Annotated in this window: 10 protein-coding genes and 1 pseudogene; all 11 read right to left on the reverse strand. The window is 42.3% G+C overall.

Translation table 11 applies throughout. The features are described 5' to 3' along the window. Positions 1–209: 209 nt before the first annotated feature. The gene (locus ACTNDQ_RS01335) at positions 210–1,169 is read right to left on the reverse strand and encodes a transcriptional regulator (RefSeq protein ID WP_173741659.1); all 960 of its coding nucleotides are present in this window, start codon (positions 1,167–1,169) and stop codon (positions 210–212) included. 75 nt (positions 1,170–1,244) lie between these two features. Beyond that, entirely contained in the window at positions 1,245–2,012 is a 768-nt protein-coding gene (locus ACTNDQ_RS01340; RefSeq protein WP_441063330.1) for a Spy0128 family protein, read from the reverse strand. A 7-nt stretch (positions 2,013–2,019) separates the two neighbouring features. Then, positions 2,020–2,793, reverse strand: coding sequence for a class B sortase (srtB, locus tag ACTNDQ_RS01345; protein WP_441063332.1), 774 nt, complete (start codon positions 2,791–2,793; stop codon positions 2,020–2,022). Positions 2,794–2,823: 30 nt separating this feature from the next. Beyond that, on the reverse strand, positions 2,824–3,846 hold the full coding sequence (locus ACTNDQ_RS01350) for a DUF7601 domain-containing protein (protein ID WP_441063334.1): 1,023 nt from the start codon (positions 3,844–3,846) through the stop codon (positions 2,824–2,826). A gap of 103 nt (positions 3,847–3,949) precedes the next feature. After that, the gene (gene lepB / locus ACTNDQ_RS01355; RefSeq protein ID WP_441063336.1) at positions 3,950–4,495 is read right to left on the reverse strand and encodes a signal peptidase I; all 546 of its coding nucleotides are present in this window, start codon (positions 4,493–4,495) and stop codon (positions 3,950–3,952) included. A 42-nt stretch (positions 4,496–4,537) separates the two neighbouring features. Further along, positions 4,538–4,867, reverse strand: coding sequence for a hypothetical protein (locus ACTNDQ_RS01360; RefSeq protein ID WP_441063338.1), 330 nt, complete (start codon positions 4,865–4,867; stop codon positions 4,538–4,540). An 11-nt stretch (positions 4,868–4,878) separates the two neighbouring features. Further along, positions 4,879–7,194, reverse strand: coding sequence for a DUF5979 domain-containing protein (locus ACTNDQ_RS01365; RefSeq protein WP_441063340.1), 2,316 nt, complete (start codon positions 7,192–7,194; stop codon positions 4,879–4,881). Between the two features lie 181 nt (positions 7,195–7,375). Continuing rightward, a pseudogene (locus ACTNDQ_RS01370) lies at positions 7,376–8,518 on the reverse strand (tyrosine-type recombinase/integrase). A 360-nt stretch (positions 8,519–8,878) separates the two neighbouring features. Beyond that, entirely contained in the window at positions 8,879–9,847 is a 969-nt protein-coding gene (locus ACTNDQ_RS01375) for a PD-(D/E)XK nuclease family transposase (protein WP_441063343.1), read from the reverse strand. A gap of 302 nt (positions 9,848–10,149) precedes the next feature. Next, entirely contained in the window at positions 10,150–12,150 is a 2,001-nt protein-coding gene (locus tag ACTNDQ_RS01380) for a CHAP domain-containing protein (RefSeq protein ID WP_441063346.1), read from the reverse strand. A gap of 220 nt (positions 12,151–12,370) precedes the next feature. Continuing rightward, positions 12,371–12,712: a HipA domain-containing protein gene (locus ACTNDQ_RS01385; RefSeq protein ID WP_441063348.1), complete on the reverse strand. Its 342-nt coding sequence runs from the start codon at positions 12,710–12,712 to the stop codon at positions 12,371–12,373. Between the last annotated feature and the right edge of the window lie 248 nt (positions 12,713–12,960).

The following is a 12,960-nucleotide window of genomic DNA, read 5'->3' on the forward strand; positions in this document are numbered from 1 at the left end:
TATCCGCGATGTCGATTTGTAAATATGTCTATATATTTTTTATCCGTTCCGGGTTTATATTATATATTTCGTATAATTTTCATTTTTTGATTTTTAGGCATGTGTATATATTAACCATTGTTTTCGGTTTTGTCCACATTTTTATCGGTATTTTTCAAAAAAATAAGCTGTAGCACATTAATGCGACAGCTTATGTGAGAATATTCAGTTTACTTCAGCAGTTCTTTTTCTTTCATATTCGTTGTCACCTGAAACTCTCCGTTGATCCGCTGGATCTCGTATACCAGAGGATTATTTCTGGCCCAGCCGGGATCTTTTTCTGCCTGCCGGTTCCAGCTGTACCAGGCACGGACAAAGCCTTCGTGGATGGTAGATTCCGCTTCCTGGCGGGCCTGGACCGCATCCTGATAATCCACAAAAGTTCCGATATAAAATCGTTTCCCCTTGAATCCGATGGTAGCACGGTATTTTCCATTCCGCAGCTGATAGACGCCACGGAATCCGCTGGTATTATCACTGCGGTGCTTTCTTTTTTCCAGCATCTCCACACAGGTTCCATCTACCATATGCAGCTGCCCGGGAAGCTCCTTCCATATCTCCTGTCTCAGACAGCCACAGCTTCTGTAATTACCATGAAGAAGGCCATCCTCTGTCACATCCACTTCATTTCCGCAGTCACACCGACAATGCCAGAACACAGAGCCCTTTTTGCTCCTTTTATCTGTATGATAGAGAGCAGTCAGCCGCCCGAAACGCTGTCCGCTGATGTCGGTGATCCCGCGTCCTCTGACATAATGGCCGCAGCCGCAGCTGGTACATTTTCCGGCTTTCAGGCTGTGTGCAGTGGAAATATGCATATTCCCGCAGTCACAGCGGCATTCCCACCTGGTCCTGCCGTTTTTACTTTCCAGTTTTTTTACTGCCACAAGTTTCCCGAAACGCCGGCCTGTAAGGTCTTCTGCCACCGGGCCTCTCCTGGAACTGTTTTGCGGAATACATCCACAGTCCTTTACAGTCCCACGCATCAGATGTCTGGTATTTACTTTTATCTCATTTCCACAATCACATCTACACAGCCATACAACATATCTGTTTTCCCGCTCATCCAGTTTTTTCAGTACCGTCAGATGACCAAATCTCTGACCTTCCAGTTTAAGTCCGTTTGCCATCCTCTGTCCCTCACATTTCGTCAAAAAAAGCGATGCGGTAGAAATTTTTCCTGCCGCACCGCTGTCCGGATCCTGTTATTTATCCGTTTTCTTTTTTCTTCTGACAAATACTGCTGCCAGTAATACCACGCATCCGGAAACGCAGATCACTGCGATCCATTTCGCAATATTTGTGTTATCTCCTGTTTTTGGCATGGCTTTTACATGACTGGAACCTGTATTTCCTGTATAGGAAGAAGTTCCGGAAGCAGGCGGATTGCTGTCAGGTTTTACCGACGTGTTCGTTATGGTCGCTGCCGGAGTTCTGGTCGGCACTGCAGTCGGAGTTTTTTCCGGAAGTGGTGTCGGTGTATTTTCCGGTACAGGTGTCGGCGTATCCACAGGATCGTAGGAATTCACAAAGCCGATATCCTGTTTCTCGCTGTTCATCTGTGCATCGGTATGTGCAGCCACAACTGCTTCCAGATCACCGGACTCTCCGTTCGTTACTGTTACCTTCACATAATAAACGGTATTGTCATAATGTCCGTTTTCCAGCTTTCCAGGCTGCTGGGAAACGCTGTAAGTGTATACGCCAGGAACAGAATATTCCACTGCAGGAAATTCTGCTTTCCCCGCACCTGTGACCGTGATCGTATTTTCTTCCGGCATGGGTGCTTCGTCCTCACCCTGAAGAATGATCGTATAAGTTTCGTCCGGAGATGGCTTCTCACCTGACAATTCCACGCTGACAGGAATCTTTACTTCCGTAACTCCAGCTGCCACAGCTGAAATCGGAAAAACTGTCAGGCACAGAACCGCAAGCAGGAGCACTGCCGGAAATTTTCGTATATTCGTCTTCATCCCCTCCTTACGTCTCCGGCGAATAAGGTTTCATTACCGCCAGAAGAACTGTTCTTGCATCTGTAAATTCCGAAGAGCAGGTTGACATTGCCAGTATCTGGGAAAAATCTTCGGACTTTCCAATGTTATCCATTGTCTGCTGATGGACATGTTCCGCGTTTTTTCTGACAAAATCCACAAGTCCACTGGTATCCGCCTGCCATTTTCCCGTTGCAAAAATAGAATCCTCAGATGCGGAAACCTGCATACATGCAAAAATTTCCAACTTGTAGGAACGGTCAGAAAGGATCAGCGTACCTGTGGTGTTTTTGTTAAAAAATTTCTTTTTTCTGTAAAGATCCAGATCTCCGAACATCTTATGCTCTGCCATGTGATGACCATACAGGAGAGAATACTTCCCCTGAAAATTTCTGTCACAGCCGGAATCCAGAAAGATATTTCCTGATAAAGCAAAATCACCATATACATCAGTATTGATGTAAGTCAGGTTATCTTCTCCCTGAAGAATCGGATAGTCGATCTTTGTGTGGTCCAGTGTGATCCATCCACAGACATCCGGATTGATCTTGCGGAGCTCTTCAAAAGAAGCGCCTCCGTCTTTCTGTTCCGGGTCGGGTTTCAGTTTTAAGAGCTGTGACTGGATGTCGTCCACAGCGCCATAGACCTGTGCGTTATCCCAGAGTGCATACCCGGAATACGCCGCCGCCAGGATCAGAAACAATGCTACAATGGCAGTGACCAGAGAGTTGGCTGCTTTCAGAAAAAACTTAGATGCGTTCATACTGCCTCCTCTCTGCTGCCTGGATGATCATTAGTCTTCGTATTTACGTCTTCTGGTGATGAATGCTGCACCTGCGATTACGATCACGCCTGCGAATACGAGGATGTATGGGAGGGTTGTGAGGTTGATACCGGTGTCGATCTCGCCGGTCTTGGTGTTAGTGAATGATGCTGTCTGCTCAGCTGCGCTTACAGTACCTTTGTTACCTGTTTTCATAGCTATACTGTAACCATCTTTTTCGTAGTCACTCTCAGTAACTGTATATTTCACATCATATGGAATGTTACCCAAAGATGCAGTCTCTCCATCTGCCAGATCAAACTCATATGTGCAACTTCCACTTGCCCAATCTAAAGCAAGGCTTCCTTTATCAGTACCTGCAACTGTTGCTGTAATATCACTCTTAACATCTTTATTTTCAGGTTTTTCAAATTTAACTGTAAAATGGAATTTTTTGGTTTTATCACCTAAATTACCCTCAACTGTTTTAGTAACTTTTAATTTTCCTGCGGAATATTTATTATCATTAAAACTTGATGATTTTACGTCCACTCCGTCTTTTTCTGTATGAACACCTACCTGGCGTATGAGCGCACCATTTTTCCCATTAATAACAGTAACAACTAATTTAATTGTATCTGTACGATAAGTAACACCTGCTGTTTTTCCGTCAACTTCTTGCAATTTATAACTATATTTACCTACCTTTTCATATGAGGGTAAAGTAACAGTGAACATTCCTGTCGTACCTGCACCGCCTTCAGAAAAAACAGCTTTTGCAACATATTGATTTTCATCACCTGATAATTTTATAAGATCTGGCGCTACTGTAGCTTCACCATCTTCAACACTTTTTTCTTCCTGTGCTAAATAAAATGTTTCAGCCGGAGATTGTGTTTTATCATTTGTGCACATGTACTGCTTGGAAATGTTTACTGTTACTACATCGTTTGGTAAGTCTGTTCCTGTCTCTTCCGCAAACGCCGTACTTCCCATGGTAAACATGGTGGCTGCTGCGATCAAACATGCTAACAGTTTCTTTGTCTTTTTCATAAGAAAATCCTCCTAGAAATATAAATTTATTTATAAGCTCATAAAAAGCAGCTTATACGTTTTACTGTGATGTTCTCCCGTAAAAGGGAGAGCTGTTACTTTTTTACAGTTCTCTTCTTCGGAGTATGGTGATCACTTTTGCTTTTACATCCTCTGTAGAGATGGGGCCAAATTCACGGCTGTCTTTTGCATGGGTTCGGTAATCTCCCAGAATAAATACACTGCCTTTCGGAACTGTATAGGGATATGTGATCCCTTCTTTTGCATATGTAGGAAATGCAATTTCTCCTGTCTGGGCTGTTCCGTTTACGAGAAGCGTTCCTGTGTCATCCATTGTGATCACGTCGGTTTCGCATCCCAGGATACGCCCTACATGAGTTTTACCGCCGGCTTCATACACGACAACATCTTCTTTTTCAAGATTCTGTTCCAGCCGATAACCGATGAGAAGATCTCCGGCCTCCACTGCCGGAAACATTTCATTATCCGGTGCCTGGCCTATAAGAAAAACCTGTGTAAACAGCAGCCAGCCAACGGCCACGATCAACACGATCCGCCAGAAAAGACGGATGTAGCCTTCCTTTATTTCTGTAGAATATCTTCTTTTCCGGATTGTCTGAGAACAGGTTTGATCTTTTTCAGCACGCATCACCTCCGCACCTCTTCTCTGGAACTATATCCTGTGAACAGATCAGACATTTGTATCCTGTCCGGTAGTCCCTCTTTCAGCAAGTTCCTTATATTTGCGAATCATGGCATCACAGCTTTTCTGATGGTCAGCGATCAGTGCATCGTACCGTGCACGTTCTGCACTTAAGGATGTTTCATAAATCTGATTCAGCTCTTCCAGCTTTTTCCAGAGATGAACTTCATCCACTCCGCCAAGCAGCACCTTCCGAAACCTGACCGTCCGGAACCACTCCTTCAGCTTTTCGTGCTCATGATTTAACGCCTCTGTCTGCGGAAACCGCTCTGCTCCAGCATTGCGGCTTCCTTTTTTTCCTGACCGTTTCTTCTTCATCACAACCGCCTTCAACTCCAACGCTTCCTGCGCCTGAACAACAGCACACCTGCTCCGGCAGCCATAATACCTAACATCAGAATGTATGGTGTTGAGTTAAGATTCACGCCTGTGTCCGGGATGACTTCTTTGTTGTTGGTGACGGTGATCAGTTTTTGGTCTGCTGTGATGTTTGTAACAGTTATTGTTTTAGTTTCAGAAGAAGTATCTTGCTCTGAAGGTGAAATTTTTGCATTGCCATATGTTGCAGATGTTGTGTAATTTGCTGCATTCTTTTCGGTTAATGTCACACCAGAACCAATCTTTACACCTGTAAGTTCAAAAGATTCTCCATTTTTCAAAGTCTTTGTTTCTCTTATGGTGCTGCCTTCTTCATTTACATAGCTAAAATCAAAGCTAAATCCTTTTGTTTTATCACCCATAGAACCCGTTACTTCTTTTTTTACAGTGATATCTGTTACTGTCGGGGTGTAGGTGTTTGTGATGGTTACTGTTTTTTCACGATTACCGGAACTGTCACTAAGCGCAAATTCCGAAAAATCAATACTCTTCTTAAGACTATATCCCGATACCTTTGCTTGCTCTTCATTTTCACTTACAGTACAATTAAGATTTTGATCAACAGGAATTTTAAGTGTAGGAGTTGTATAACTTACTGTATAATAAGTTGATCCATCGCTGTCTGTTTCCTGTTTCCAATCACCTAAAGCTGCTGTTCCGCTTCCATTTCCTGCCATATAGGTAATCAAATTTTCTTTATTAATTTCTCCAAGCTTATTTTCCGGCAAGCCATACACTTTCTTTATTATCGTAATACGACCCTCTCCAGGATTTGCTGGTGGATAAGCAGTACTGAACCATACATTGTCAAGATGGTTGCCTATTGATGGATTATTTGCAGCACTTGATGCAGATACGAAAAAATATCTAGTTAAATACTGATTTTGAGGGACTGTATAATCGCCTGTGTTTATTTTCCATTTACTCCAATCACTATTTGTACATAAATGGCTTGTTGCACCTGTATAAGTTACTCCATCTATTGTTTGATTTCCATTTGCTAACTGTTGGGCTACTTTTTTTAATTGAGATTGATTTTTAGAGAGGTTTTCTGCTTGATCAGATGCCATAATAACAACATACATTTTATCAGTTCCGCTGAACCAGTTGTCTCCATTTCGAAGACGAGCAGCATGAGCTACCTGCCAATGCATTGCAGACCCTGGAGTTGTTAATACATCCTGATATAGTGAGCTCTCATAATTAGCATTTAATTCTGCATATTGTAAACCCTCTGCTGCTGAACTCATTCCATGCCACTTTTTTGATAAATTTTTAAAATCAGTCTTTGCTGTACTAACTATTTCAATCTGATTATCTTGAGCCGTTGTTTTCCACACTATTCCCTGTGTCTCGGCAGTTATATATGGCTGATAACTATCGGTGCATACCGGAGTTTCAAAACTACCATTCTGCAAAGAATCATAATAATCAACTTTCACTCCGGAAGCCGTTTGCAAAACAACATTTCCATTTGCGGCTGTAATTTTCACCGTATAAGTCTTCTGCGCGCCTTTATCTAATGTTACGTTTACCCAGCTTCCATCCTCTGCCATATTGTAACTGTCGCCGGTAACTTTCTTACGTGATACTGCCTTGTTGTTATCCTTGTACCATGTAACCATATATCCGGCGTTTTTCAGCTGATCAGCAGTAATCTCAGCCCCATTTTTATCAGTAACCTTTAATTTCAGACATCCATCTGTTTTAATGGTATCCTCAATCGTAACCGTTGCTCCAGTCAGATCCACGGCAGTTCCGTCATTTACTGCCAGCGCAGCGGCTTCATCTTCTGTCTGTGCCTCCTGCGCTTCCATCTCCACATCCTGCACTTCATCCGATGTGTCTGCATCTTCCGCCGGTGTCACACTCGGCTCTTCCGGCTGCTCAGTTACAGTGGGGTCGGCGGGTTGTTCGGTGTCTTCGCCGGGTTCTGCAGATGGCTCTGTTGGTTCTTCTGTGTCTTCCGATGGAGCTTCGATAACTTCTGCAGGTTCCTCTGTATCTTCATCTCCTGTTATTGCCGAAGGTTCTTCCGGTTGTGCTTCATCCACCGACTGATCATTTTCCGCTTCTGTGGCTGTCAGCTCTTCTGCATCCTCTGCGGATCCGGACTGTACTGTTTCAATATTTTCATTGGCTGTTTCACTGCTGGCCTCTACCGCAAACGCTGAGATGGAAACACTGCAGATCATTGCGAACGCAATACAGACTGAGAGGACCTTCCTCCACAGACGGTGTTTTCCAGATGAATGATTATGTATCATACTTCAAACCTCCTTCTTGTATGCTATGGCAGTCAAAAACAGGCACTGCTCATTACATGTCCATGCCGGTATTTCTGCTCTTTCGCAGAGCACAATACTCTGTGAAAGATTTCCTGCGATCCGTGTAAATTTAACGGTTCTTTCTTCTCTGACGGCGGTTTTTGACGGTTTATAAAAAAACTCAGGCTCCCGGAAATTCTTTTTCCACGGTATCTGCGATCTTCAGTTTTTCCATATTTTTACGTTTCAGGTTCATGGATGAATGTACATAACATTCCAGTGTGATCCGTGTGCTGGAGTGCCCCAGGATCTCCGAAAGACTGCGGATCTCAAATCCGGCCTCCACACATCGTGTCGCAAAACTATGCCGCAAAGTATGGAAATGAACATTTTTCAGATCACAATCTTTCGTATATTTCCTCATGCGATACTGCAGGGTTCTGGGTTCCAGGAAATACCCTGCTTTTCCGGTCAGAACATATGCTTCCGGATCATCTGCTCTCCATTTGTTACAGAGCTTTTCAATATCCTGATTCATGGGGATCATCCTTACCGACCTTCCACTTTTAGGAACCCCGGTTATGATCCGGGTCCTTTCTTCACCTGTGGGATTGAGATTTTTCAAACGCTACATGGTATGACGTACAAAGATGGCTTTATTTTCCAGAGAAATATCTTCCCATTTCAAAGCACATACTTCTCCGATCCGCAATCCTGTCAGCAATGCCAGCAAAACCCCAAATTTACACGGATCCATGTCCTGTAAAAGATATTCCGTAAACCTTTTCTGTTCTTCACAGGTCAGCACACGCATTTCTTTTCGATCCTGCCTGGGGTATACGATATCCACCGGTTTTGCCAGTGGATTCTGCTTTGCTGTATAATTCAGAATGGAATGCAGCACGGAAAGGATATCCCGCACTGTTTTTGGTGACAATCCTCTTTCATGGATAAGCCTGTAGCTGAATTGTTCTACAAGTATTTCTGAAACAGCCTCGGAAAAATACTGCCCGAGATCAGGCCTGATATATTTTTCCGGGATCGTTGTATATTTTACAAAAGTGGATGGTTTCACGCTACTTCGTTTCAGATACAGCCATTCATTACAGTAATCTGCAAAGCGATTCCGTTTTCCTCTCACGGGCAGAAGCTGATCATTCATCAGCGCATAACGTGCCTGATTGACCTTATCTCTGGCTTCATGATATGTTTTTCCGTAACAGTAGCCATAGTGTATCCTTCCGTTTATCCGATGCTCCTTGATATATCTGGCTTCCCATCGTCCGTCTTTTCTTTTGTAAATGTTTTCTCCTTTTCTGCTCATTGATCTTTCCTCCTGTTATGCCGAATCTTATAGTCTGTTCACAAATAAGAGTTTTTATCCGCCGGTCTTTTATCCTCTGACGATGACACTGACGGCGAATAGTGTCCTTTTTCGGATACCACAATATTTGCGCCTTATATTATCCGTAAAATATGGCGAAAAACCACGATAAAAAAGCCGGTTTTCAGGAACTTGCACCTTGAATTTCCGAAAAATTTATGGTATTTTTATAGAAACAGAGTATTGTGCTCTGTGAAATTTACCAACTATAATCTAAATAAATAAGCCGTTTTTTAAGCAAAAAAACTCCCTCACATATCAGTTTTTTCTGATATATGAGGGAGTTTCTGATCTTATATTTTATTTCTGTTCTTCAAGCTTTCTTTTTAACATCTGAATTTCTTTTTCCTGAGCTGCAATTTTCTCCTTTTGATTATCAATCTGCTCCTGCATCTGATCAACCATATACTTCACTGTGTTTCTGTCAAGAATCTTTAATTCCTCTGAATACATTTCCATCATCCCTTCCACATTCCGGCATATATTATATATGTGCTCGTACATGACCGTAAACTCCGGATATTTTTTTATTAATTTCACGATTACTTCCGGAGAATCCATACTCAAAAATGCCAGCCATGCATCCAGTTTATCTGTGATACCTTTATTGTGCATATTCTCACGAAAGATGTCAAGCGGAAGAAATACATATTTCTGAAGCAGATTAAGTTCCAATCCTGTATCTGATCTCTGTTGAAAAATATGGCAGTATCTATCTTTATATTTATGAAAATCTCCTGTACTTTTATCAATCAGTACAATTGTATATACACTTTTTATATCCTTATAGGAAAACTTCTCTTTTCTGGTACTTCGGGCATTTTTATATTGCCTTAATAATAGATCAGAAGAATAACATGCGCATCTTTCCCCAGGAAAAACGTAACCTATTTTTTGCACTTCCACGTTACAATATGAACCATCATCAAATCGTACCAGAATATCCATGATCAAAAGAGACTGCTCATCTGCCAGTCTTGTAGAATCTCCTGGTAAAACTTCGATAATTTTCACCTTTCTCTGAAGCAATACTTCAAGAAAATCCTCTAATCTTTCCGGTACTGTTTCCGGATTCATAATTTCCTTAAAAAATGCATCATACAGCATTTTCACCCCCTTCACTCCCGTACAGAAATCCAGAAATTCCTCTCTCTGTTCTTCTTTCCAGCTATAAAATCTCTCTGTCAGATTTATGTTCTGCTGAATGTCCCGCAAAATCTCCTCGCGGGTTCTTATCATTGGAAAATAAGCCTTTAATTTCGTATTCAATTAATCTTCTCCTTGTCTGATAAAAAATGGAAATTTCGTTTCAGATCTGAAACATCTGTGAATGCCATACGGCTAGAATAAGTCTTATAAGATACTTATAGAATATCATATTTTTATCTTACATCCAAGATTTTTCCTTCCTGTTGTTTCTCTGTATTTCGACACAATATTTTATGGCAATCAACCAGATACGGTGCAGACTACAAATATCCTTCTGCAAAAAAACTCCCTCACATATCAGTTTTTTCTGATACATGAGGGAGTTTCTGATTTATGACTGTGATTTATGACTGATCTATGATCTATTTTGCTTTATAACGGTAAACGGTTTTTACTGCTGTGCTGTCTTTAACAGTTGTCCAATCACTTTCGGAGGTTGTGGTCTGAGTCTGGAGTTTTTTGTTCTGGTACTGGTTCATGCGGTACCAGGCCTGGCCTCTGGCTCCGTGGCTTCCGTATGCACCGTCGCAGGTAGTTCCGCTGGAGCACCACACCCGGCTGCCGTTTCCGTTCCAGTTCAGCAGATAATAGGTAATGCTCGGGTCATCTCCATCTGCGCCGGAAGCAGCTACGGTTACCTGACTGGCTGCTACACTGTCAAAATGTACATAAGAGCCCGTCTGTGCGAAGTTTACATTCTGTCCGGTATTCGGTCCGCAGAAATGATAGTAATAATATCCCACCAGCTGTCTGGAAGCAGATGTCTCCAGTGGTCTTACAGACTCATAAACACCACCATCATTGACATAACTGGAGGTTGTTTTCTGATAGGTGTGTTTATACTGGATCGTATATTTATCGGAAGTGATATTCTTTGGAAGCGTATCCACATAAACCCAGTTTTTAGGTTTCGCCTTGATCTTAAAAGTCTTTGTTACGGTTCCGCTGTAATTCCCCTTAAACTTCACCGTTACCTTATAAGTACCAACATTTTTTCTTCCACGGGAATATGACACCTTGTAATTGCCGGAACTGATGGTTTTTTTATTCGCACCGGTTACTTTTATCTTCGGTGTTTTTACTTTTCCGTCGTATGTATAGCTTGTGGCAGAAAGCTTTATTGTCTTCGGATAATAGATGGTTTTCTTTCCGGTCACCACACCGCAGGAGCAAAGATACTGCACATATCCGTTCCTGGATGTAGTTGCTTTCTTTACCTGTTTTTTGTAGCTGTGTTTATGAGCTTTTCCGGTGATCTTAAAGGTTTTTGTAACGGTTCCCGAGTAATTGCCCTTAAACCGAACTGTTACCCGGTAAGTTCCAACATATTTTCTTCCGGCAGAATAGGTAACTGTATAGTTGTCTGCACTGATCACCCTGTTGTTGCTGTCTGTAACCTTTACCGTTGGCTTTTTTACTTTTCCATTATAAGTATAGCTTGTTCTGGAAAGCTGTATTTTTTTCGGATAATAGATGATCTGTTTATTCTGTATACTTCCGCAGCTGCACTGCTCCTGTGTATATCCGTTGGCAGTGGTGGTTGCCTTTACCGTTACTCTCTGATAGCTATGTGTATGTGTGACCGGAGCTGCCTGGACAGTGAAATTCACAGAATCCGAAAATGTATACGCATACTGTGCATGATTCACAGATGCCACCGCTACCCTGTAATTCCCCGCCGGCAGTGTGCAGGACCAGCTTGTTCCATTCACTCCATACTGAACTTGCGTCGGATTGGATTCTCCTGCTTTATACACATATACATCATAATATCTGGCATAGCTTGTTGCATTCCAGGAAAAAGTTGTGGTCTGGTTTGCTTTTCCCGGATTCACGCTCACATATGGCTTGCCCGGTACACGAACGCCCGGATAGATAAAGCCAAGCAGCACCTTGTTGGAATCATAAGGGCGCCTTCCTCCGACTGCATTGGTCAGTGTATATCCATATGCAACTCCATGAGAGGAGGTCTGATCTTTGTCCGTTCTTCCTCCCTCATCTACCGTAAATCTGTTGTTTCCAAGATTGGCTGTTACATAAGCAACATGTCCGTAATAATCTCCGCTCCATACAGCAATAGAACCGGGAACAGGCTCATTTCCTACTGCATAGCCCTGATTGATAGCATTTTGCCACCAGTTTACCGCATTTCCCCATGCAGGCAATGCGATTCCCTGTCTGTCATACACGCACTGCCATGCAAAGCGTGTGCAGGGGATCTCGTATAAGCCATCTCGATCCACATCCTGTGTTGTAGGATAAGGATTACCTGCTGCTGTTACCGTTGCTGCCGGTACCGCACTGAAGGCAGTTACTGCGGACAGCGCAAGGACCATTAATTTTTTCAGAAGCTTCTTTTTCATAGCTTTCTCCTTTCCTGCGGTTTCATCCTTCTTAACAGACAAGTCTGATCTGGCATGTCTGCTACGATGAAAATGTTCTGCATGTTTATTACTCTTGTTTCATATTTTATCTCTGTCCGGCAAATTTATGATACCTTTATTGTGCATACTCTCACGGAAGATGTCAAGGTAAAGAAATCCAGTCAAGTGGATATTCGCATCGGTAATTTTTTTTGGCCACTTACTGCAAAATTTCAATCCGTTCTGAAACAAGTTCCTTTACCTTTTCCTTCTGTTTCTCAGACAAATATGCTTCCTCTATCTGTTTCATAAATTTATCTTTTTTGGAACATATTTTTTTCAGCATACGTTCTGCTGCATTAGATGGTATCTCACAGGATTCTGCCAGGAGCCGAAATTCTTTTTTATGAATATTTCGTTTTTTTCCATTGATCGTAAGCGCGAGCTGTTCTTTATCTTCCGGCATGATTATATTTACAGGTAACATATCATATGCTTTTGACAGCTGATACTTTCTGTTGCCAGGTTCCGCCTCTTTCAATGAAAAATTTTTCAAATGCATATCTGAATTTCCGTTATCTCCCGGTCAATCCGTTTTGTAATATATGCATACTCTCCATTCATTTTTATAAGTGCATGTGGCACTGCCATTGTTTCTCTGATTCTGACGCGTTTTGATTGATCATTTTTCCACAACTTGACACTCCCCACAGCTAAAACAGGGGGATTCTTGCTTCTCCCACTACTGCATTGGCAAACACCTTACGGTACTGCAATGTCTTACACAGTGTCCACAAGCTATATTTATAC

It is taken from the genome of Blautia massiliensis (ex Liu et al. 2021) (assembly GCF_052064225.1).
Taxonomy (GTDB): Bacteria; Bacillota; Clostridia; order Lachnospirales; family Lachnospiraceae; genus Blautia_A; species Blautia_A fusiformis.

What these genes read in the sequence shown, in the direction of transcription:
- ACTNDQ_RS01335 (WP_173741659.1), bottom strand. Translation starts at nt 1,169, where the DNA reads ATGGCAAACGGACTTAAACTGGAAGGTCAGAGATTTGGTCATCTGACG.
- ACTNDQ_RS01340 (WP_441063330.1), bottom strand. Translation starts at nt 2,012, where the DNA reads ATGAAGACGAATATACGAAAATTTCCGGCAGTGCTCCTGCTTGCGGTT.
- srtB (WP_441063332.1), bottom strand. Translation starts at nt 2,793, where the DNA reads ATGAACGCATCTAAGTTTTTTCTGAAAGCAGCCAACTCTCTGGTCACT.
- ACTNDQ_RS01350 (WP_441063334.1), bottom strand. Translation starts at nt 3,846, where the DNA reads ATGAAAAAGACAAAGAAACTGTTAGCATGTTTGATCGCAGCAGCCACC.
- lepB (WP_441063336.1), bottom strand. Translation starts at nt 4,495, where the DNA reads ATGCGTGCTGAAAAAGATCAAACCTGTTCTCAGACAATCCGGAAAAGA.
- ACTNDQ_RS01360 (WP_441063338.1), bottom strand. Translation starts at nt 4,867, where the DNA reads ATGAAGAAGAAACGGTCAGGAAAAAAAGGAAGCCGCAATGCTGGAGCA.
- ACTNDQ_RS01365 (WP_441063340.1), bottom strand. Translation starts at nt 7,194, where the DNA reads ATGATACATAATCATTCATCTGGAAAACACCGTCTGTGGAGGAAGGTC.
- ACTNDQ_RS01380 (WP_441063346.1), bottom strand. Translation starts at nt 12,150, where the DNA reads ATGAAAAAGAAGCTTCTGAAAAAATTAATGGTCCTTGCGCTGTCCGCA.
- ACTNDQ_RS01385 (WP_441063348.1), bottom strand. Translation starts at nt 12,712, where the DNA reads ATGCATTTGAAAAATTTTTCATTGAAAGAGGCGGAACCTGGCAACAGA.